This is a genomic window from Vagococcus hydrophili (assembly GCF_011304195.1).
In the GTDB taxonomy this organism is placed as follows: domain Bacteria; phylum Bacillota; class Bacilli; order Lactobacillales; family Vagococcaceae; genus Vagococcus; species Vagococcus hydrophili.
Genome location: NZ_CP049887.1, coordinates 2,588,655 through 2,611,333, shown reverse-complemented (window position 1 = coordinate 2,611,333; position 22,679 = coordinate 2,588,655). Strand labels below are relative to the sequence as shown.

Here is a 22,679-nt window from a genome sequence, read left to right as displayed (position 1 = left end):
ATGTAGACTTCAAGCATGGAATAAATGTTGGAGTCTCTTTTTATAGAGAAGTATATCCCTATGTATCAACTTTTTTATGGTAAAATGGTCGTAAGAGGTGGTGGCAATGAGAGAGAAATATGAACAAGTTGACATTGTTTATGCAGAATCTCTAAATCGGTTAATTACGCAAGGTTATTTTAGTAACTTGGAAGATTTTTCTTCTGTATTATTTGTTTCAAGTCAGCCTTTCTACGAGTATTATTACGATAAATTTTCAAAATTATTTTCATCTAGTTTAGAATTTCAGTGGTATATTTGCCCAAATAATATAAAAGCAAGAGGAATTGACACCTTTCAATCGATATTAGAATATATGGAAGAAATGACAACTCCTGAAAATACGCTAATTATTGGAGCTGGTGGCGCTGAACTGTTTCATTTATGTGGTGCTTTAAAGAAGTCTTCACCTTATTTATCAGCATTTTATTACTTACCTTCTACTTTGTCAGGTTTTATTGATTCGTTATTTGGAGAGGTTTGGTTAAATAATTCCAAAGCCATTCCATCCATGAAACAAAAACTTTTGCCTGATCGAGTTGTTTACGATACAATGTTGATGGAATTAGAAACTAGAGAAGTTTGGCGAGAATCTTTTTTTAAATTGATTCATTTAGCTGTTACTCAGAATGCTGAATTACTAAAAAAAATATACCAAGTTTCTTTGTCAGAGAATTATGAAAATTTTTCACCTTTTATTGCTTCGATTATTCAAGTAATAAAAAAAGAAAATCAATTCAGTTCTAGTTTTGGTAAGAGCTTTACGAAAGCTTTCTACAGATTGGAAGAAGCTCATTATTTGAATATTTCTCAAAAAGAATATATTGGCTTTTTACTTCATCTTCTTTGGACATTGGAGAGAAGTGAGGTTCAATTTGATTATAATAAGTTTTATTTTTGGTTTGAGAGTATTGTAGGAATTGAGTTGAAATTACCTGAACAAATGTTAATCACTGATTTAACAGAAAGTTTGTTGATTGAGTTAACCCGTTATCAGAAAATCCTCTGCTTAAAAGAAATTGGGCAAGTTGATATGGTTAACATACCAGATCAAGAGGAATTATTTAAAGTAATAGAGATGTATCGTAGGATAAAATAAATTTTTTGGAGAGATTATATGTCAAACAGTAAAAAAATGTTAGAAGCGTTATCAAATGGAGATTTAATCGAAGCTCAAGTGGCTTTTGAGAAAGCTCTTGTTGAGGATTTACCAGAAGAAAGAATGCAATTGGCGGATAATTTATTCCAATTAGGCTTTGTGGAAGAATCAGAAAAATTATATTCAAAATTATTTGAGGAGTTTCCAGAAGAAGAAACTTTAAAAATTTCACTAGCAGAAATTGCGATTGAGAATGATGAACTTGAAAAAGCGTTTAGTTATTTAGAATCGATTGAAGAAACGAGTGATTTGTATGCGCAAAGTTTAATCACACAAGCAGACCTGTATCAAGTTTTGAATATTCCAGAAGTAAGTGAGCGAAAATTAAATCAAGCCAAAGAAATTATGCCAAATGAACCTTTATTAGATTTATCATTGGCAGAATTGTACTTCTCTAGTGAAGATTATGTTAAGGCAATCGCTGTTTATCAAGAATTAAAAAAGGTGCTATCAAAAGAAGAATCACCAATTAATTTAAATGAGCGAATCGGTGTTGCTTTATCAAGAATTGGCGACTTTGAAGAGGCTGTCAACTATTTAGAGCTTTCAATTGAAGAAGAGGAAACTGTTGAACGTGCCTTCCAATTAGCTTTAACTTATTATCAGTTAGAACAGAATGAACGTGCCATTGAATTATTAACTCAAGTTAGATTAATGGATGAATCATTTAATCAAGTGTACTATCCTTTAGCTCAAATTTTACACGATGAAGGTCGTCACGAGGAAGCCATTGAAATGGCAGAAGAAGGGATTGTGCAAAACCCGTATGAAACTTCGCTATACCATTTAGCATCTGAAACGGCTTATCATTTAGGGGATAAAGATCAAGCAAAACAATATTTAGAAGAAGTGATTTCTTTAGAAGTGGATGCAGATCTTTCTAAAATACGTTTGGCTGAGCTACTACTTAAGGAAGAAGAATACGACGAAGTAATTACTTTGATAGCTACATTAGAAGTGAAAGAACAATCCTTTGCTGAATGGATTTTAGCGCAAGCTTTTAATGGTTTAGAGGAATTTGATCAAGCGAAGAAACATTATGACCAAGCCAAAGAAACTTTAATCGATGATCCTGAATTTGTTAAAGACTATGCATTATTCCTTAGAGAAGAAGGAAATCGTGAAGAATCTAATCGCTTACTACAAATGTATTTGACGATGGTTCCTGATGATGTGGAGGTTGCTTCATTACTTGACAATGAAGGGTGGTAGTTAACATGATCGAATTAGCAAGTAAGAAAAAATTTGTTAATTGGTTAATTCAATCTGTCTCATTGAAAAAGAGAGAGTCGTACTGGATTTTAAATTATCTTTTGAATCATGAATTTTTATTAGACCGTGTAACTTTCGTCGAGAATGTTCTTTCTACACCTAGAGGGTTACTTGTTACAGATCAGTCTGTTTCAGGAAGTGGTTTAGAGATGGTGAATCAAGGAATTGTTATTGAAGATCCTAACAAAATTTTCCATGATATCCGTTTGAATCGAAAAAGTCCATTGTTTATAGGCGTTTCTTTTGATGGGATGACGTTATCTAAGTATTATTTAGATGTGTTAGAGGAAAATCCTTACCAACCTCTTGATGAAGAAGCTGAAAAAGAATTTAGACTGGCGCTAAATAGTTTTATTGAAGAGGAAGAACGGAAGTTTAAGTTAAATATCTTACTTGAGAAAATAAATCAAGCCCTCGAGACAGGCAATAAGAAAGAATTTCAAAAGTTGTCCAAAGACTATCAAAGATTAAAAGAAAATGAGAGTTTGTGATATGTTATCACAGCTCTCATTTTCTTTTTAATTATTAACAATTGTTTCAGCTGTTCCTGTCGTTAAAACAGAAAGGCAAGCCTCTAAAGCCCCGAAGACAAGGTTCTCAACGGCTGTTTCTGTATAAAAAGCAATGTGAGGCGTGTATAATACATCCTCACGTTGGATTAATTCTTGGAGAATGGGATCATCTAATTTTTTGTTTTGCCAATCTTTCGTGACATAATTCATCTCTTGTTCATAAGTATCCAGAGCACACCCTGCTAATTGACCTTCATTCAAAGCGTTGATTAAGGCATTTGTATCAACAATACCACCTCGAGCCGCATTAATTAGTATGCTGCCTGGTTTCATTTTATCAAAGGTTTCTTTATTGAATAAATGATGGTTGTCTTTTGTTAGTGGCATATGAATAGAAACAATATCAGATTGAGCAAGAAAAACATCAAAATCATCTTCGTAAGTTAAAATTTCTTCGGCGGCTGTCGATTTATACAAATCATAGCCAATAATATTCGCCCCAAAGCCTTTAAAAATTTGTCCTGTAACTTGTCCAATGCGTCCTGTTCCCAGAATACCAATCGTTAGGGAACGAACTTCTTTTGAAAGGATGCGACTGTCCCAAGTAAAATCTTGAGAGTGAACACGTCGTTGAATTTCTTCTGTATGACGTAAACAATTCAGAGCGCTACTAACTGTAAATTCAGCAACTGAATTTGGTGAGTAGGCAGGTACATTGGTAATAAGTAAATTTTGTTTTGTCGCTTCCTCTAAATCATACATATCAAAACCAGCTGAACGTTGAGCAATTTGTTTAAAACCATCTTTTCTTAATTGTTGGTACATCTCAGTTGGAATGCCCATGGTTTGTTGGAGACTAATCCCGTCAAATCCTTGGACTAAATGATAGGTATCATTATTTAGAACTTCTGTTGTGACGGTTACGTCGATATTATTTTTCTTCCCCCACTCAAGAGCGAAGGTTTTTTCGTCTTCTCTAGCTCCCATCATGATAATTTTTTTCATAAGAAAGCTCCTTTCCTTGTTAATTAAGTAACAACTTAAGTATAGGTAAAGTGAGAGAAATCTTCTAATCAATAAAATCTATAGGGTTATTGATCCCATCTATAGGTTTATTTTTTTTGGTTTGTAATAAATTCTAAACATAGGGCTGCTGCCGGGCTGAGTGGTTGATTTTTTTTATGGACAACCACAATATCAAAGGGTTTGATTTTGTCCTTAAGGGGAATCCAAGTGAGGGGTTCACTTTTATATAGGTCTTTTAATTGAATGGGTAATAGCGCAATGGAGTTGTCTTTTAGGATTGAATTAACGAGGACTTCATGATTGTTACTCATTAAATTAATCTTAGGGGAAAAGCCATACTCACGTGCTTTGTTCTTTAATACATGCCATAAAACATAATCTTTACTCATAGACGAGAAGGTTTCTGTTTTTAAGTCTTTTATACTAAGTTCTTTTTCACCGGCTAATGGGTGATCCTCTCGCATTAAGACATAAGCATCATATTTAAAGACTTCAAAAATATTTCTTTCAATGTCTAAATCGGGTTCAGTAATCGGAAATGAGACAATACCTATCTCTAACTCGCCATTTGCGACTTTTTGTTGGGTTTTGACAGAACCATCTTCTTCAATTGTGATTGAAAAATTTGGGTAGATGGTCATGAATTGTTGAATCAAAGGCATAAATACTGGGGAGATAACAGCATTTGATCCAATAGTTAACTCTTTTTTTTCATAGATGTGATCTGTTTCTATTTCTTCGGTTAGGTGGTCTAGCTCATCAATTATTTTCTGCCCCTTTTCAAAGAGTAGGGTCCCTGCGGTGGTTGGCATGACTTTGTTTCCAACTTGATAAAGCAATTTTGCTCCTAGTTCTTCTTGAAGTTTGTTCATGTTCCAAGAAAGGGTGGGTTGAGTCACAAAGAGATTTTTTGCCGCGTGAGAATAATTTTGAGCTTTGATGATTTCTAAGAAATACCTTAACTGTCTGAATTCCATCAATGATTCTCCTTTTTAATAAAATTTATCCGGCTATAGAAATTGTCAATTTCAAATTTGTGAAATTGAATCCTATAATAAGGGTGTCACAAAAATAAAACGCTTACTTGTGAATGCGCTTTAAAGGCAACATGCCTAGTATAACTCACAAAGTCAGCGATATAAAGAAGAAAAGAAAGGAAGTAGCCAAATGGTTGTCGGTGATTTCGAGACAAGTTTAGAAACTGTCGTAATCGGAGCAGGTCCTGGAGGGTACGTTGCAGCAATTCGAGCAGCACAACTTGGACAAAGCGTTACATTAATTGAAAAAACTCATATAGGAGGAACTTGTTTAAATGTGGGATGTATCCCATCAAAAGCACTTATTGAAGCAAGTCATCATTATCATGATTTAATTAGTTCTCCTTTTAAAGGTGTGAGTGCAAAAGAAGTTAGTTTAGATTTTTCAGAAATTCAAGAGTGGAAAGATAATCAAGTAGTTAAGAAATTAACGGACGGTATTAAATTTCTACTTAAGAAAAACAATGTAACTGTTTTAGAAGGTACAGGGTATTTCATGGATGAGAATCGAATTCGTGTGATGCATGAATTTGGTGGCGAGACGTATACCTTTGAAAATGCGATTATCGCAACGGGTAGTACACCGATTGAAATCCCAGGATTCAAGTTTAATGACCGTGTCTTAGATTCAACAGGGATTTTAGCTTTAGAAGAACTTCCTAAAAAACTAGTCGTGATTGGTGGGGGCTATATCGGTAGTGAGTTAGCGGGAGTTTTTGCTAATTTAGGCACAGAAGTTACTATTTTAGAAGGTCAATCAGCTATTTTACCAAACTTTGATAAAAAACTAGTTTCATATGTGGAAAAATCATTTAAAAAATTAAATGTAGCCATTGAAACAAATGCTTTAGCAAAATCAGCAAAAACAACAGCTGATAATGTGTTAGTGACTTATGAAGTGAATGGAGAAACCAAAGAAATCGAATGTGATTATGTTTTAGTTTCTGTTGGTCGTCGTCCGAATACGAAAGAACTTGGTTTAGAGCGTGTGGGTGTTGAACTTGATGAGCGTGGCTTAATCAAAGTTAATGATCAATGCCAAACAACTTTAGATCACGTATATGCCATTGGAGATATTATTCCAGGCTTAGCCTTAGCCCATAAAGCAAGTTATGAAGGGAAAATTGCGGCAGAAGCAATTGACGGACAAGATGTGGCTGTTGACTATAAAGCAATGCCAGCTGTATGTTTTACGTCACCTGAGTTAGCTTCAACTGGTTTAACGAAAAAAGAAGCAGAAGAAAAAGGGTACTCAGTTAAAGTATCAGAGTTTCCATTCCAAGGAAATGGTCGTGCTCTTTCAATGAACAAAGCAGAAGGTTTGGTTCAACTAGTTAGTGATAAAGAAACTGGAGAAGTGTTAGGCGGACAAATTGCTGGAGTCAATGCAAGTGATTTAATTTCAGAAATTACTTTAGCAATTGAAACAAGTGCCTCAATTGAAGATCTATCATTAACTGTTCACCCTCATCCAACCGTTAGTGAAACAATCATGGAAGCTGCTGAAGTCGGATTAGGTTTACCAATTCATATTTAAAAATTTCATCATGGAGGATGATTATATGTCGATAAAAAGTGTCAAACCAAAAGATTTTACCATGAATATTTTAAACGGGGTGGCTTTAGGGGTAGTTGTTTCTTTAATCCCTGGAGCATTACTAAGTGAATTATCTAAAGCCTTAGATTGGTCATTTGGTTTAACAGCCACAGGAATTGCTCAAAGTTTAATGCCAATTGTTGTGGGCGTGGCAGTGGCAATTAACTTTAAATTTACACCGATTCAAATTGGTTCACTTGGAATGGCCTGTGTGGTTGGTTCTGGTGTAGCTCGTGTTAATCCAGATGGTGGATTTATTTTCCAAGGTTCTGGAGATGTGATTAATACAGGGTTAACTGCGGCAATCGCCGTTTTGATTATCCTAGTATTAGGTGAGAAATTGCAAGCCTTTACAATTTTAGTGATTCCAACGATTGTTACGGTTGTTGGTGGAGGATTAGGTGTTTTACTTCTACCTTATGTTAAAGCATTAACATCAATGTTAGGTCAATTTGTTGCCACATTAACTGATTTACAACCTGTGCCAATGACGATTGCGATTGCTTTAATGTTCTCAATGATGATCGTCTCACCGATTGCCACAGTTGGGATTGCCACAGCGATTTCTCTATCTGGAATTGCTTCAGGTGCGGCTAACTTAGGAATTTGTGCCGCTGGTTTTGGTTTATGTATTGCTGGATGGAAATCAAACGCAGTGCCAACATCACTCGCTCACTTTATTGGTTCACCAAAAATGCAAATGGCAAACGTGGTGAAAAAGCCAAAAATTATGTTACCAATTTTATGTAATGCAGCGATTACAGGTTCTCTTGCGGCTTTCCTTGATTTACAAGGAACACCATTTAGTGCCGGTTTTGGTTTTAGTGGACTAATTGGACCAATTAATGCTCTAGCTTTAGCTGATGGTGGTTGGAGTGTTGGAAATATTCTTAAAGTAGTGATTGCATATTTAATTGTACCGATTGTTTTAGGTTTTACTTTTAATTATTTATTTAACAAGAAACTTGGTATGACACAATCTGATGATTATAAATTAAATTTCAACTAGAGAAAAGGAGCGACAAAAAATGAGTAAACAAGATTATAAATTATTTACAGATATGGTTAAGAAAAGCGAAGCGGCTGTTCCCTTGGTTCAAATTTTAGATGAAGAGGGGAAATTAGTTAATAAAGGGTTAAAAAGTAGTTTAAATGACGAAGAATTAGTGGAGTTAATGAAAGTCTTAGTTTGGGGTAGAACAGTTAACGAGCGTTTAATCTTAGCTGGACGCCAAGGTCGTATTGGTAACTTACCTCCTTCTGAAGGACAAGAAGCGTCTCAACTGGCAACTTTATTTGCAATGAACAAAACAGACTTCCTTTTCCCAACTTATCGTGACGTGATTCCTTTGGTTCATCACGGTATGCCAATGAAAAATGCGATTCTTTGGTATCGTGGTCACGTGGCAGCGAACGTTTTACCAGAAGGCGTTCACGGTTTACCGGCACAAGTAATTATTGGTTCACAATATGTTCAAGCAGCTGGGCTTGGTATGGCCTATAAACGTGATGGTAAAAATCAAGTCGCTATGACTTACATTGGGGACGGAGGTTCTTCACAAGGTGATTTCTATGAAGGGATTAACTTTGCAGGTGTCTTCAACGCTCAAACAGTCTTTATTGTTCAAAATAATAAATACGGTATTTCTGTTCCTCGTGAAATGCAAAGTAAAGCCGGTACTTTGGCTCAAAAAGCAGCAGCTGCAGGAATTCCTGGTATTCAAGTGGATGGAATGGATCCATTAGCACTTTATGAAGTAACAAAAATGGCAAGAGAATACACAATGGCAGGTAATGGTCCTGTGTTAATCGAAACCTTAACGTATCGTTTTGGCCCTCATACCTTATCAGATGACCCAACAAGATACCGTAGTCAAGAAGAATTAGACGAGTGGATTCAAAAAGATTACATGATTCGTATGAAAAAATACTTAACAGAAAAAGGTATTTGGACAGAAGAAATGGAACAAGAAGTAATTGACGCAACAACAACTGAAGTAAATGACGCAATTGACGCAGCAGATGTTGAACCAAAACAAAAAGTTTCTGAATTATTAAGTAATGTGTTTGAAGTTCCAACACCTCGTATTGCTAAAGAAATTAAAATGCACCAAGCTAAGGAGGAAAACTAAAGATGGCAGTTAAAAATATGGTACAGGCGATTAATGAAGCCTTAACAGCAGAAATGAAACGTGATGAAAAAGTTTTAGTTTTTGGTGAAGATGTAGGAACTAATGGTGGGGTTTTCCGTGTTACAGATGGTATGAGTAACGAATTAGGGGCAGATCGTGTTTTTGATACACCTTTAGCTGAATCAGGAATTATGGGGATGGCAATGGGAATGGCTTTAGGTGGTTATCGTCCTGTGCCAGAAATCCAATTCTCAGGATTTACAATGGAAGCAATTGACGGTTTATTAGGTCAATTAGCACGTCACCGTTATCGTATGGGTGGACGTGAAGGCGTTCCTGTAACAGTTCGTTCAACATTTGGTGGGGGCGTTGGAACACCAGAACTTCACTCAGATAACTTAGAAGGATTGTTTAGTCAATCTCCAGGTTTACGTGTGGTTATTCCTAGTGGACCATATGATGCAAAAGGTTTGTTAACAGCAGCAATTAGAAATAATGACCCTGTTTACTTCTTAGAGCATTTAAAATTATACCGTTCAATCAAAGAAGAAGTGCCAGAAGAATCATACGTTATTGAATTAGATAAAGCGAATATCGTTCAAGAAGGCTCAGACATTACGATTGTCACTTACGGTGCAATGGTTCATGAATCTAAAAAAGCGATTGAAAAATTAGCTAAAGATGGTATCTCAGTGGAATTAATCGACTTAAGAACAGTTGCTCCATTTGATATTGATACAATTTTAGCTTCTGTTAAGAAAACAGGACGTGTGGTTGTGGTTCAAGAAGCACAACGCTTAACAGGTATTGGCAATCAAATCATGGCTGAAATTGCTGAAGGTGCGATGTATGAACTTGAAGCATCAATCGGACGCGTGGCAGCGCCAGATAGTCACTTCCCATTTGGTCAAGCTGAATCTATTTGGTTACCAAATGCTAAAACAATCGAAGAACAAGTTAGAAAGACAATGGCTGAATAGAAATTAGGAGGATGACTCATGGCTTACATATTTAAATTACCAGATGTTGGAGAAGGATTAACAGAAGCGGATATTTTACAATGGTTCGTTAAAGAAGGCGACGTTGTAAAAGTCGATGATCCGTTAGTAGAAATTCAAAATGATAAATCATCAATGGAAATTCCGTCACCAGTGGCAGGGACAGTGGTTAAGATTTTAGTTCCAGATGGTGTGGCTCAAGTGGATGAAGGGATTATTGAAATTAATACAGGTGAGGAAATTGTTGTTGAGACAGTTAAAGTTGAAACAGCAGAAGTTGCACCTGTAGAAGCATCAACTGAAAGAACTGGAAACTATGTGTTTGAATTACCAGATGTTGGAGAAGGTCTAACAGAAGCAGATATTTTACAATGGTTTGTTAAAGCTGGGGACGTTGTAAAGTTAGACGATCCTTTAGTTGAGATTCAAAATGATAAATCATCAATGGAAATCCCGTCACCAGTAGCAGGAACCGTCGTTAAAATACTAGTTCCAGACGGTGTGGCTCAAGTGGATGAAGGAATTATTGAAATCAACACAGGTGAAAAAGTTGTAGTTGAGACGGCTCAAGTGTCTGCACCGCAAGCAGTTACTGCAGCACCGGTTGCGACAAGTGCTACAAAAACAACAGGTATTGTGAGAGCTTTACCATCTGTTCGTCGCTATGCAAGACAACAACAAGTTGATTTAAGTCAAGTTGTTGCAACTGGACCAAACAACAAAATCTTGAAATCTGATGTGGATGCTTACCTTGCTGGTGGCACGAAAGTTACGGCACCAGAAGTAGTCAAACCGAAAGTATCAGCAGTAGCTGCGACACCAACTGAAACAAAAGTAGAAAAAGCTGCTCCTGCTCCAGTTAGTGTTCAAGGTGAAGATTGGGTCGAGAAAATGACGCCAACTCGTCGTGCGATTGCTAAAGCAATGGTGACAAGTCGGACTGAAATTCCACATGTGACTGTGTTTGATAAATTAAGAACTGAAAAATTAGTAGAACACCGTAACATGTACAAAGAAATTGCGAAAGAAGAAGAGGTTAAATTAACTTTCTTACCTTACGTTGTGAAAGCAATGGTAGCGATGTTAAAAGCTTACCCATCATTAAATGCATCAGTGAATATGGAAAAATCTGAAATTGTTCACCGAGGAAATATTAATATCGGGATTGCAACAAACACTGAACATGGTTTATTTGTACCAGTTATTAAAAATGCGGATCGTAAGAGCATCTTTGAAATTGCCGAAGAAATCTCTATGTTATCTAAAAAAGCAATGGCGAACGAATTAACTCGTGCTGACATGAGTGGTAGTTCAGCTACGATTACTAATATTGGTGGCATGCCTGAAGCAGGAGGCGTTTGGTCCACACCGATTATTAACTATCCAGAATCAATGATAATGGGAATCTCTCGTATTTCTGATGAAGTGGTTGTTAATAAAGATCGTGAAATGGAAATTGCCTCAATCATGAGATTATCATTTGCTTTTGACCATCGTTTAGTTGATGGTGTGGAAGCACAAAATGCTTTAGCAGCATTCAAAAAAGCGTTAGGTGATCCAAACTTAATGTTACTAAAAAATTAAAAATAGGGAGGTGTTGAAATGATTTTAGAATCATTTGACGCATTAAAAAAACACCTTGCAAGTCAAGATGGCAAGTTAAAACGAGTGGTTGTTGCTAACCCAACAGATGCTCAAACCTTGTCAGCTGTCATGGCGCTTTTTAAAGAAAAATTATTTTTCCCGATTTTAGTTGGGGAAAAAGTAAAAATCTTAGAAGTTCTGACAAGTATCAATGAAACTGAAACATCAACTTTAGAAATTGTTGATGTTTCAGGAGATACTGAAATTGCTGAAAAAAGTGTGGCTTTGATTAAAGAAGGTATGGGTGATGTCTTAATGAAAGGGCACATCCAAACGAGAGATTTACTAAAAGCTGTGGTGAATAAAGAAAAAGGGATTAGAAAACAAGGTGTCTTATCTCATGTATCAATCAATGAAATTCCTTATTACCATAAATTGCTGTTCCTAACAGATGGTGGCATGATGTTAACCCCTGATGTGGATATGAAACAGGCTATTTTAATGAATTGTTTAGCCTTAACTGAAAAATTAGGTTATGAAAATACGAAGGTTGCTGTTTTAGATGCCAGTGAGAATGTGAATCCGAAACTACAAGCTTCACTTGACGCGGAAGAACTAAAAAATCGTGGGGAACTAGGAATGTTCAGAGATGCGATTATTGAAGGTCCAATCTCCCTAGATTTATCTTTAAGCAAAGAGATTGCGAAGGAAAAAGAATACACAAGTCTTGTAGCAGGGGATGCTGATATTTTACTTGTTTCTGACATTGTAGCAGGAAATCTATTAGGTAAGAGCATGATGACCTTTGGACAAGGTAAAATGGCAGGACTTGTACTAGGAGCGACTGTGCCAATTATCATTACGTCTCGCGGCTCAAGTGCTGAAGAAAAAATGAATTCATTAATGATCGCATGTTTAATGTAAGAGGTGAAAGAATGAAAAAGATTTTAGTAATTAATCCAGGTTCAACATCAACAAAAGTTGCTTATTACGAAGATAAAGAAGAAAAACTCAATAAAAACGTGTTTCATGACAATTCTGAATTAGCAGGTTTTGAAAAAATTTCTGATCAATACGATTATCGTTTAAATCTAATTGCTGAATTTTTAGAACAAGAAGGGATTTCTGTTTCTGATTTAGATGCAGCAGTCGGACGTGGTGGTTCACTTCCTCCAGTTGATGCTGGCGCTTACTTAGTAAATGATTCAATGATTGATTGGTTGGTCAATAAAACTGACGTTCATCATGCCTCTAATTTAGGGGCAATGTTGGCTCGTGGATTTAAAGAAAAAGCTAAAGATGATTGTATTGCCATGATTTATGACCCAATTACTGTGGATCAATTCCATGATTTATCACGAATTTCTGGTCTTAAAGGCGTAAACCGTCGTAGCATTGGTCATATGTTAAACATGCGCGCGATTGCGATGAAGACAGCTGAAGAGATGGATAAAAAATACGAAGACCTGAATTTAATTGTGGCTCACTTAGGTAGTGGCTCGTCTATTAGTGTTCATGAAAAAGGTCGAATGATTGATCTTTCTATTGATGACGAGGGACCATTTTCTGTTGAGCGAACTGGGAGTCTTTGTTTGAAAGAATTTATTCCTTTCTGCTATCAAATGACTCAAGAAGAAGTCACAAGTTGGACACGTAAAAAAGGTGGCATGATTTCTTATCTTGGCACAAATAGCGGGATTGAAGTAGAAGAACGCATTGATGCAGGGGATGAGGAAGCTCGTTTAATACTTGAAGCCATGGCTTATCAAGTAGCTAAAGGAATTGGCGAATTGGCAACTGTGGTGAATGGTCAAGTTGATGGGATTGTGATTACAGGTGGTTTTGCTTATTCTAAGCGTATTCTTGACTGGGTAACTGAGAGAGTATCATTTATCGCTCCTGTTTCTGCGATTCCAGGAGAATTTGAAATGGAAGCTTTAAGAAACGGTGCTTTAAGAGTCTTAGCAAAAGAAGAAATAGGGAAAGAATTTAAATAACAAATAAAAACAGGAACGAAGCCAAAATTAGCTTTGTTCCTGTTTTAGTTTGTTGTTTCGTTTATTTCTTCTGATTTTTTCATAAGAGAAGCCTTCACCAATCACTTCGTTAACAGTAATAACTGAAATAAAGGCTTTTTCGTCTTCTTCTTTACAAATATCTTTGATCGCATTAATTTCAGGGTGTGTTGCGACACAGTAAATAATATTTCGTTCCCGATTAGAATAAGCACCTTCTGATTTTAAAAAGCTTGTTCCTCGTTTTAGTTCTGTTAAAATTCTGGCAGAAATCACATCATTTTTTTCTGAAATAATGAGAATTCCCTTAGCGCTATAAGTCCCGTCCTGAACAAAATCAACAACAAGACTAAAGACAAACACCGCGATGAGTGTATACATCATCTGTTTGACTGAAAGATAGCTGAGTGATAGAAGGAGCACCATCATGTCCAAAATTAAAAGTGAGCGACCAATTGTGAGGCCAAAATTTTTCTCTAGGATTCTTGCTATAATATCTGTTCCACCAGTTGTCCCGCCTACTTTATAGATTAATCCGCTGCCGACGCCTCCAAAAAGTCCAGCTAGAAGAGCCGCAATCAGCATGTCGTTATCAACTGAAATGACAACGTGCATATTTTGCCAAATTAAAATATTAGCTGAGAGGGAAAAAGTTCCAACTAAAGTGTAAATGAGCGTTTGGAATCCAAATATTTTAAACCCAATTAAAATTAACGGGATGTTTAACAATAAAGTACTGTAGGCAGGATTTAGACCTGTTAAATTATAGATAATTAAAGTAATACCGGTCATACCACCTTCAGCTAATTGATTAGGTATATTGAAAGTTACCAAACCAAATGCGTAAATACTTGCTCCTAAAAAAATAATGATCACGTCGATAATTGATTGTTTATTTAACTTCATTTAATCACATCCTCCTTGTTATATTATCATTAAGAATGCAGGACAACAAGAGAAGGGAGTTGAAATGTGAGCCTAACTTTTATAAGATAGGTAAGAGATATGGATAAAGGACTGAGTAAACTATGGGAAATAACCCACAAACATTAAAAGAAATGCAACGTGAAATAGATGATTATATTAATCAATTCAAAAGTGGTTATTTTTCACCCCTTTCTCAAATGGCTCGTTTAACAGAAGAGGTTGGAGAATTAGCTAGAGAGATTAATCATACCTATGGTGAAAAGCAGAAGAAAGCGACGGAACTTCCTAACAGTGTCAAAGAAGAGTTAGGAGATGTTCTTATCGCCACGATTATTATGGCTAATTCTTTTGATATCGATTTAGAAGAAACATTTAAAGAAAACATGGTAAAATTTAACCAAAGAGATAAACATCGTTTTGAGCGTAAAGATGAAAAATAATGAATAGATTGGAACAAGTGAAATGAAAACAAATAAGTTGCCTGAAGAATTTATAAAAGCACTACCGATTATTGAGAAAATTGAAGAAGCAGGTTTTGAGGCTTATTTCGTTGGAGGAAGTGTCCGAGATATTATTTTAGATCATGAAATTCATGATGTGGATATCGCAACCAGTGCTTTTCCTGAAGAAATTAAACAGATTTTTAAGAAAACCATTGATGTTGGGATTGAGCATGGAACGGTTCTTGTTTTACATGAGGATGAACAATATGAAATTACAACCTTTAGAACAGAGTCAACTTACCAAGATTACAGACGCCCTGATGAAGTGACTTTTGTAAGATCTCTTGAAGAGGATTTAAAGCGTCGTGATTTTACGATGAATGCTTTAGCTATGAATAAAGAAGGCAATATTATCGACTTGTTTAACGGAATTGAAGCAATTAATCGAAAAGAAATTGTGGCTGTGGGAGATGCTTCCGAGCGTTTTAACGAAGATGCTCTAAGAATGATGAGAGCCTTACGTTTTTCAAGTCAGTTAAGTTTTGCGATGGAGGAGAAGACCAAAGCAGCTATTGTAACTCATCATCAGTTGTTAAGTAAAATTTCCATTGAAAGAATTTATATTGAGTGGATTAAATTATTAATGGGAGAAAGTCGAAATCAGGGACTAGCTGATTTTATTGAAACAGGTTGTTATGAATGTTGTCCAGGATTTGAAACAAAGGGTGAAAAATTAAAAGAGTTATTACTTTTTGATGAATCTCAGAGAATTGAAAATGAAATGATTGCTTGGATGTTCATTTCTTATAATTTAGAAATCACAGATGTTTCTGGATTTCTAAAAAAATGGAAAGCATCTAATAAAGTGATTGCTGCTGTTAAAGAAGGGGTTCAACAGCTAAAAAAAAGAGAAACTGAAGAATGGTCTAAGCTTAATTTATATCAAGCAGGGAGGGAAATTGTTTCCTATGTTGAAAAAGTTCGTCTTCTAATCAATCAAGCAAGTGATGAAGAACAAAATGTTAGACTATATGATGAATTAGCGATTAAGTCAATGAAAGAACTTGCTGTGAGTGGAAAAGACTTGCTAAGCTATCTTGAGAAATCTCCTGGTCAATGGTTAGGTGAGACATTAGGATATTTAGAAAAAGAAGTGGTCCAGTCTAAGTTAACTAATGAGAAAGATTTGTTACTAAAACGTAGTGCTGAATTTGTAAAGGAGATGTTTTAGGTGATACTTGAAAAAGAATATACAGTTACATCGAATCAAACAGCTTTAAATATGGGCTCAGGAACACTAGAAGTCTTAGCGACACCAAGTGGGCTTGCTATGGCAGAAAATACGTGTATGTTACTATCTGATTCTTTAACAACAGATGAGGAGACAACTGTAGGAACTGAAATTAATTTTAAACACATTAAAGCATCAAAAGTAGATGCCGTGATTAAGGTAGTAGCCGAGATAATGAAACATGAGGGGAAAAAGGTGAGTTTTACCTTTGAAATGTTTGACAATGACGTGTTAGTCGGAAAAGGGAACCATACGCGATACATTGTGAATACAAGTGAATTTTTATCTCACATAAAATAATGAGTATAATTTGTGAAACTTTTAATAAAGTTGTTTATTTTTTAGTTTTATCATGTTATACTAATCGTGTAATAAGTTAAGAGGAAAGAGGAGATCATAGATGTCAAAAGAAATGAACAGCTTCAAATTCTATTTTAGAAACGATGAAACATGGACGATTAAACGTGAACATATTGGGGACTTATGGATTAGTAAAGTCACTACAAGTTACGGTAGAATTAACGGAAGTGATTTCCAAAAAATTAATCCATGTGAAGGCTTAAAAATTGAAGTATTCCAAGAAGCAGATCATGTACAAACTGATGATATTAACTTAGGTGGTTTAGAGTTAGGTATGTTCTCAAGAGCTGTTAAATATCAAGATATTGAAAAAATGAGTATTAATTTTGACGATGGATCAAGTGATTTAATCTACTTCCCATATAAAGACAAAGCAACGCCTGGTCAAGAAGGTTTAGACAATGTTTACCAAACAACTAAAATCTCACCAGATAACAAATTATATATTGTTATTGACGCTGAAAAAACAGTAACAGAAGTATACGCAGATAAATTTTAAAAATGAGAAAGACTGATCTTGAAAGAGATTGGTCTTTTTTTGGCTGATTTTGGAGTAAAGCCCCTTTTTCATCATGCTTGTTTTGTACAGATTCAAAAGGCAGCTCTTTGAGGTAACTTCAACCATAATAAACAATCCAAAACCAGGATTGTTTATTATGGTTTCCACTTACTCAGAGCTAACCGCCTTTTTCATCATGCTTGTTTTGTACAGATTCAAAAGGCAACTCCTGCGGCAACTTCAAACTCCTTAAAAAGTCCAAGAAGCACGGACTGTTTAAGGCCTTTTCCAGTTGCTTGGAGTTAACCGCCTTTTTCATCATGCTTGTTTCAGAGGCTTAAATTTGGTAGAATGGATTGGACTATTTTGAGAGTAGGTAGAATAAATGAAGATGCTGCGTGCAGATAATTTGAAGAAATCATACGGAATTAAAGACTTATTAACAGATGTTTCTTTCCTTATTCGTGAAGGGGATAGAATCGGTTTAATTGGCATTAATGGGACTGGGAAATCAACATTAATGAATATCTTAGCTGGTCTTGATAAAGCCGAGGTGGGATCCCTTGATTTTCCTCATGACTATGAAATTGGCTACCTGTCACAACAAATTGATTTTGATGAGAATTTAACAGTTTTAGATACTGTTTTTGAAGGTAATTCACCGATAATTAAGGCTGTTAAAGGCTATGAGTTAGCTCTTAGTCAATTAGCTAGTGAAGGGGATAATCCTTTATACCAAAAAAAATATCAACAAGCCGAAGAATTAATGAACCAAGAAGATGCTTGGTTAGCAGATACAAATGCTAAAACAATTTTAAGTAAGTTGGGTATTTTATTTTTAGAAAAGAAAGTGTCTGAACTGTCAGGTGGACAAAAGAAACGTCTTGGTTTAGCCCAAGTGTTAATTCAAGCACCTGACTTATTATTACTGGATGAGCCAACTAACCACTTGGATTATCAAAGTATCCGTTGGTTAGAAAATTATTTAAAAGATTATAGAGGGGCATTAGTGATTACTACCCATGATCGTTATTTTCTTGACCGAGTGACCAACAGAATTATGGAACTTTCTCGTGGAGATTTATATGAGTACCAAGGAAACTATGAAGCTTATTTAACGTTACGTGCTGAGAGAGAAGAAATTGAAGGCAAACAAAGTCATAAAAATAAACAACTCTTCAAACAAGAATTAGCATGGATGAGAGCCGGCGTTAAAGCGCGTGGAACCAAACAACAAGCTAGAATTAATCGATTTGATGACTTGAAAAAGGTTGTTTCAGGTAGTAATAGTAAGGATAATTTAGATATTTCTGTCGCAACCAAACGCTTAGGTAAAAAAGTTCTTGAAATTGAGCATGCTAATTATTCAATTGAAGAGAAACAGTTGTTAACTGATTTCAATTTGTTAATCCAATCAAAAGAAAGATTAGGAATTACAGGCGAAAATGGCGCTGGAAAGTCAACACTCCTTAATTTAATCGCTGGGAAATTAGAATTAGAGAGTGGTTCCATTGAACTTGGAGAAACGGTGAAAATTGGCTATTATACTCAAGAAAATGAAGGCTTAGATGAAAGCAAAAGAATGATTCAATACCTTCAAGAAAAAGCTGAGTTAGTTGAGCAAAAAGATGGCACAACTATTTCAACGACTGAGATGCTAGAGCGCTTTTTATTTCCAAGAAACATGCACGGAACGGTGATTAGTCAGTTATCTGGTGGCGAGAAGAGACGGTTATATCTTTTAAACATTTTAATTCAACAACCAAACGTTTTGCTTTTAGATGAGCCAACCAATGACTTGGACATCGAAACGTTGACTATTTTAGAAGATTATTTGAATAATTTTGCAGGAGCTGTGATTACTGTTAGCCATGATCGCTACTTCTTAGATAAAACAATGGAAACATTATTAGTCTTTCAAGGCGAGGGCGTGATTGAACCTTTCTACGGCTCTATGAGTGATTATTTAGAGAGTGAGAAACAAGAGACTCCTACTAAAAATTCAGTGGTTAAAGAAGTTAAATCTGAAACTGTGGCAGCCTTTTCTGAAAAGCATAAATTAACTTATATGGAACAAAAAGAGTGGGAAACCATTGAAGATGATATCGAAACATTAGAAACGACGATTGAAACACTTCAAAATGATATGTTAAATCATTCGAGTGACGCTTTAAAACTTCAGGATATGCAAAAAGAAGTGACGAATGCCGAAGAGAAATTAGAAGAAAAAATGGCACGCTGGGAATACTTAAGTCAGTACGTAGAAGAATAGGGGACCTTTTTATGGAAAAAGATTATTTAGATTTAGCAAGAAAAATTTTAGAAGAAGGCACGGAAAAACATGATCGTACTGGGACGGGAACCAAAAGTTTATTCGGTCATCAGATGCGCTTTGATTTAAGTCAAGGATTTCCTTTACTAACCACAAAACGAGTGCCATTTTCACTGATTAAAAGTGAATTGTTATGGTTCTTAAAAGGTGGCACAAATATTAAGTATTTATTAGAGCACAATAACCATATTTGGGATGAATGGGCCTTTGAGCGTTTTGTTAAAAGTGCGGACTATGTTGGTCCAGACATGACTGATTTTGGACGTCGCGCAGTTAAGGATCCTGAATTTAATAACGTTTATCAAAAAGAGATGACAGCTTTTTGTGAACGAATTTTAGCTGATGAAGCATTTGCGAATCAATATGGTGAATTAGGCAATATTTACGGTTCGCAGTGGCGCCACTGGAAAACAAGTCAGGGTGAGACGATTGATCAAATTAGTGACTTAATCGAGATGATTAAGCATACTCCAGACTCAAGACGTTTGATTGTTTCTGCATGGAATCCAGAAGATGTACCTAATATGGCGTTGCCACCTTGTCATTCCCTATTTCAATTTTACGTGGCAAATGGTAAACTAAGTTGTCAACTATATCAAAGAAGCGCAGATGTGTTTCTTGGTGTGCCTTTTAATATTGCGAGTTACGCATTGTTAACACATCTAATTGCACATGAAACGGGACTGGAAGTTGGCGATTTTGTTCATACTTTTGGGGATGCCCATCTTTATTTAAATCATATGGATCAAATTCAGGAACAGTTATCTAGAGAAATTCGTGAATTTCCAACACTTGAATTAAATAAAGAAAAACATTCAATTTTTGATTTTGACATGGAAGACATTAAAGTAGTGAATTACAATCCGCATCCATCGATCAAAGCACCAATTGCGGTATAAGGAACAAAGGAATTATTTGGGAGGATATTTATAAATGATAGCAGCTATATGGGCTCAGGATGAAAATGGTTTAATTGGGAAAGAGGAAGTACTTCCTTGGCATCTGCCAAACGATTTACAATTTTTCAAACAAATGACCGAAAATAACGTCATCGTAATGGGAAGAAAAACCTTTGAAGGAATGGGGAAACATTTATTACCTAATCGCCAAACAATTGTTTTAACAACTGACCAAAACTATGATGCTAGTGGCGCTTTAGTCATGCATTCTGTAGAAGAGGTAATAAACTTTGCAAATGAGTTTGAAGGGATTTCCTTTATCACAGGTGGTGGAGAAATTTATAAAAACTTCTTGCCGCATATTGATGTTCTTTATAGAACTTTAATTAAGGCTGAATTTGAGGGGGACACTTATTTCCCTTACTTAGACTGGGAAGAGTGGAATTGTGTGAGTACCAGCGAAGGAGAAGTAGATGAAAAAAATATCTACCCTCACGATTTTGAAACGTATCAAAGAAATGCTTAAAAACTTCACCAAAAAACAATATATGTTTTTTGGTGAAGTTTTTTCTTTTTGGAAACTAGTTGGAAGAATTTCTGAGAAAAAAAGTTATAAATCAGGACGAGTGATTGAGAAAAATAAATTGGTACTAGGTATTGGTGGAGGGATTTGTAACTTAGCTAACACGATTAATTTACTGATTATTCATAGTCCTTTAAAGATAATTGAATTCAATACTCATTCAGATGCGCTGGCTCCTGATGAGGGTGGTAGAAAGCCATTAAGTGCTGGTACTTCTGTTAGTTACAGTAATTTGGATTACCGATTTAAAAATACAACAGATCAAGCATTTCAATTGTTACTTTGGTGTGAGGAAGATATGCTTCATGCGGAATTAAGAAGTGAACGTCCATATGCTGTTATTTATGAAATAGTAGAAGAGGATTATCATTTTTATCAAAAAAATGATAAGTATTACCGAAAATCAAAAATTTACTGTGTGAGTTTTGATGAAAAAAGTGGTGAAAAACTAAATAAAGAATTAATATGGGATAATAGTTCTGAAGTGATGTTTGATTATGAGTTAATACCAAAAGAACAAATAAAAATTAGTAGTCGAAAGTTGAGTCTTTTGATCACTATTTTGCTATTTTTTCACAATTGATCATTAATTAAGAGCGTTTTAAAGAAATATAGAGTGTGAAACTTCGATTTTTTTATCATAATAAAATATACTTTCTAAATTTTGATTATTATGACTAAAGTATTTGATAGTGATATAATGAGCAATGTAAAAACTTTTTAGTGTTTATGTATTAAATTCGCAATAGTTTAATTTTAAATGTATTTCAATACATATTCACAATAGGGCTTTACGCACTTTAATATTAGATAATCATCATTAGGAGAGGATTACATGGATAAGAAACAAAAAACAAAAAAATATCAAAAGTATATTCTTAGCACTTTTCTGTTAATATGCTTGCCTGCCTTATTTATTATTACTTTTCATCCTAATCTTATTATTGCAAAATCAATAACTGCTTTTATTATGGTTATGGCAATTATACTTGTAATTTTAAGTTTAAAACTAGTTCAATTATTTTATGAAGATATCACTGATAAAAATGGTCCAGTAATAATACCAAAAGTATATGGAATAGGTGTTACTGTTAATCCATTTAATATCTATGGGAAAATTATATGGTTTTTTATAATACTACTATTGATTTGTATTTTGATAAAGATTGTATTCACACCTATTTAAAAAAAGTATTCTTTTTTAAGAGTAATTCTTTATATTACAATTTCCTCGATAATTTGAATTCTATTACTATAAATGTTGAAAATTAAAAAGATTATTATTAACCCAAGTGAAGTTTTTTCTTTTTGGAAACTAGTATGAGTTATTACCAAAAGAACAAATTAGACATAGCGATAAATAAAAACTAGTGGTTGAAAATTTAACTTTTCGACCACTAGTTTTTTAGGCAAATGAAGCATACGCATTATTCTCTTCATAACGAACAGTATTCAAGAGATAATCAATCATTTGACCTTCATAAACTTTAGTTAAATTATCCAAAGCTAATAAATCTTTTGGGGTTATAAATTGATTTTTCTTTTGAAAGGTAGCAATCTTACTCTCTGTTAAAAGCATTGCCACAAATTCGGAACAAAAATAAGCGTTTTCTCTTTCAATACAATATTCCATGGATAATGCCACTAGTCCTAAAAGATTATACTGAAATAATTCTTTGTTTGTTTCAAAGTAACTAATGATTTTTCTTATTGACTCATATTGTTCTTCAGTAACTTCTAAAGAATAAAGTGAACAATGACTCGTTAAAAAGAATGGATCTTTAAAATCTTCTTTAACAAAGCCACCAATTAAAGGATTGTTAATCTTTTTTCTACCGAAACTATAAGTATCTTTTAACTCAACATCCAATGCGATAGAGACGTGATTGTATTTTTCTTTGGTGTAACATTTAATGGCTTTTGATAACAAACTATTATTAGCTGAATAAATAATAAAAATTTCCATAAACAACG

23 protein-coding genes are annotated in these 22,679 nt (G+C 34.8%); 19 read left to right on the top strand and 4 right to left on the bottom strand.

The genetic code is table 11. The features are described 5' to 3' along the window. Nucleotides 1–106: 106 nt before the first annotated feature. Genes G7082_RS12805 through G7082_RS12795 form a run of 3 tightly spaced genes read left to right on the top strand, consistent with a single transcriptional unit; the run spans nt 107 to nt 2,961 of the window. Nucleotides 107–1,138: a hypothetical protein gene (locus G7082_RS12805; RefSeq protein ID WP_166035492.1), complete on the top strand. Its 1,032-nt coding sequence runs from the start codon at nt 107–109 to the stop codon at nt 1,136–1,138. Between the two features lie 18 nt (nt 1,139–1,156). Further along, complete coding sequence (locus G7082_RS12800; protein ID WP_166035490.1) at nt 1,157–2,410, top strand: tetratricopeptide repeat protein; 1,254 nt, start codon at nt 1,157–1,159, stop codon at nt 2,408–2,410. A gap of 5 nt (nt 2,411–2,415) precedes the next feature. Further along, nucleotides 2,416–2,961 carry a YpiB family protein gene (locus G7082_RS12795; protein ID WP_166035488.1) on the top strand — a complete coding sequence of 182 codons (546 nt, stop codon included), beginning with the start codon at nt 2,416–2,418 and terminating at the stop codon, nt 2,959–2,961. Between the two features lie 27 nt (nt 2,962–2,988). Here the strand turns inward: G7082_RS12795 and G7082_RS12790 are convergent, their stop codons facing one another. Beyond that, nucleotides 2,989–3,987, bottom strand: coding sequence for a D-2-hydroxyacid dehydrogenase (locus G7082_RS12790; RefSeq protein ID WP_238842656.1), 999 nt, complete (start codon nt 3,985–3,987; stop codon nt 2,989–2,991). 107 nt (nt 3,988–4,094) lie between these two features. Continuing rightward, a complete protein-coding gene (locus G7082_RS12785; RefSeq protein WP_166035486.1) occupies nt 4,095–4,985 on the bottom strand; it encodes a LysR family transcriptional regulator in 891 nt (296 codons plus the stop codon). Nucleotides 4,986–5,175: 190 nt separating this feature from the next. Here G7082_RS12785 and lpdA point away from each other — a divergent pair, with 190 nt between their 5' ends. From lpdA to buk, 7 genes are read left to right on the top strand one after another with little or no spacing between them, the layout of a single operon-like run. Continuing rightward, on the top strand, nt 5,176–6,582 hold the full coding sequence (lpdA, locus tag G7082_RS12780; RefSeq protein ID WP_166035484.1) for a dihydrolipoyl dehydrogenase: 1,407 nt from the start codon (nt 5,176–5,178) through the stop codon (nt 6,580–6,582). A gap of 25 nt (nt 6,583–6,607) precedes the next feature. After that, nucleotides 6,608–7,651, top strand: a complete 1,044-nt coding sequence (locus G7082_RS12775) for a PTS sugar transporter subunit IIC (RefSeq protein WP_166035482.1) — start codon at nt 6,608–6,610, stop codon at nt 7,649–7,651. A 19-nt stretch (nt 7,652–7,670) separates the two neighbouring features. Next, entirely contained in the window at nt 7,671–8,774 is a 1,104-nt protein-coding gene (pdhA, locus tag G7082_RS12770; RefSeq protein WP_166035480.1) for a pyruvate dehydrogenase (acetyl-transferring) E1 component subunit alpha, read from the top strand. Nucleotides 8,775–8,776: 2 nt separating this feature from the next. Further along, the gene (locus tag G7082_RS12765) at nt 8,777–9,754 is read left to right on the top strand and encodes an alpha-ketoacid dehydrogenase subunit beta (RefSeq protein ID WP_166035477.1); all 978 of its coding nucleotides are present in this window, start codon (nt 8,777–8,779) and stop codon (nt 9,752–9,754) included. 18 nt (nt 9,755–9,772) lie between these two features. Then, a complete protein-coding gene (locus tag G7082_RS12760) occupies nt 9,773–11,356 on the top strand; it encodes a 2-oxo acid dehydrogenase subunit E2 (protein ID WP_166035475.1) in 1,584 nt (527 codons plus the stop codon). A gap of 18 nt (nt 11,357–11,374) precedes the next feature. Beyond that, a complete protein-coding gene (locus G7082_RS12755) occupies nt 11,375–12,280 on the top strand; it encodes a phosphate acyltransferase (protein WP_166035473.1) in 906 nt (301 codons plus the stop codon). Nucleotides 12,281–12,291: 11 nt separating this feature from the next. Further along, entirely contained in the window at nt 12,292–13,353 is a 1,062-nt protein-coding gene (gene buk, locus G7082_RS12750) for a butyrate kinase (RefSeq protein WP_166035471.1), read from the top strand. A 27-nt stretch (nt 13,354–13,380) separates the two neighbouring features. Here buk and G7082_RS12745 read toward each other — a convergent pair whose 3' ends face one another. Continuing rightward, entirely contained in the window at nt 13,381–14,277 is an 897-nt protein-coding gene (locus G7082_RS12745) for a YitT family protein (RefSeq protein WP_166035469.1), read from the bottom strand. 122 nt (nt 14,278–14,399) lie between these two features. On the opposite strand from G7082_RS12745, the gene G7082_RS12740 reads away from it, so the two are divergent. The 9 genes from G7082_RS12740 to G7082_RS12700 all read left to right on the top strand — a co-directional run bounded on the left by G7082_RS12740 (nt 14,400) and on the right by G7082_RS12700 (nt 21,891). Continuing rightward, the gene (locus tag G7082_RS12740; RefSeq protein WP_166035467.1) at nt 14,400–14,738 is read left to right on the top strand and encodes a nucleotide pyrophosphohydrolase; all 339 of its coding nucleotides are present in this window, start codon (nt 14,400–14,402) and stop codon (nt 14,736–14,738) included. 22 nt (nt 14,739–14,760) lie between these two features. Next, nucleotides 14,761–15,972, top strand: coding sequence for a CCA tRNA nucleotidyltransferase (locus G7082_RS12735; RefSeq protein ID WP_166035465.1), 1,212 nt, complete (start codon nt 14,761–14,763; stop codon nt 15,970–15,972). Continuing rightward, a complete protein-coding gene (locus G7082_RS12730) occupies nt 15,973–16,332 on the top strand; it encodes a thioesterase family protein (RefSeq protein WP_166035463.1) in 360 nt (119 codons plus the stop codon). A 100-nt stretch (nt 16,333–16,432) separates the two neighbouring features. After that, nucleotides 16,433–16,891: a hypothetical protein gene (locus tag G7082_RS12725; protein ID WP_166035461.1), complete on the top strand. Its 459-nt coding sequence runs from the start codon at nt 16,433–16,435 to the stop codon at nt 16,889–16,891. Nucleotides 16,892–17,276: 385 nt separating this feature from the next. After that, the gene (locus tag G7082_RS12720; RefSeq protein ID WP_166035459.1) at nt 17,277–19,163 is read left to right on the top strand and encodes an ABC-F family ATP-binding cassette domain-containing protein; all 1,887 of its coding nucleotides are present in this window, start codon (nt 17,277–17,279) and stop codon (nt 19,161–19,163) included. A gap of 11 nt (nt 19,164–19,174) precedes the next feature. Beyond that, on the top strand, nt 19,175–20,122 hold the full coding sequence (locus G7082_RS12715) for a thymidylate synthase (RefSeq protein ID WP_166035457.1): 948 nt from the start codon (nt 19,175–19,177) through the stop codon (nt 20,120–20,122). 34 nt (nt 20,123–20,156) lie between these two features. Then, nucleotides 20,157–20,648 (top strand): dihydrofolate reductase, encoded by a 492-nt coding sequence (locus tag G7082_RS12710; protein WP_166035455.1) that lies wholly within the window; start codon nt 20,157–20,159, stop codon nt 20,646–20,648. Then, entirely contained in the window at nt 20,596–21,288 is a 693-nt protein-coding gene (locus G7082_RS12705; RefSeq protein WP_166035453.1) for a VanW family protein, read from the top strand. Before G7082_RS12710 ends, G7082_RS12705 begins: the two co-directional genes overlap by 53 nt. A 252-nt stretch (nt 21,289–21,540) precedes the next feature. Next, a complete protein-coding gene (locus G7082_RS12700; RefSeq protein ID WP_166035451.1) occupies nt 21,541–21,891 on the top strand; it encodes a hypothetical protein in 351 nt (116 codons plus the stop codon). Between the two features lie 219 nt (nt 21,892–22,110). Here the strand turns inward: G7082_RS12700 and G7082_RS12695 are convergent, their stop codons facing one another. After that, nucleotides 22,111–22,671, bottom strand: a complete 561-nt coding sequence (locus tag G7082_RS12695; RefSeq protein ID WP_166035449.1) for a hypothetical protein — start codon at nt 22,669–22,671, stop codon at nt 22,111–22,113. Nucleotides 22,672–22,679: the final 8 nt, after the last annotated feature.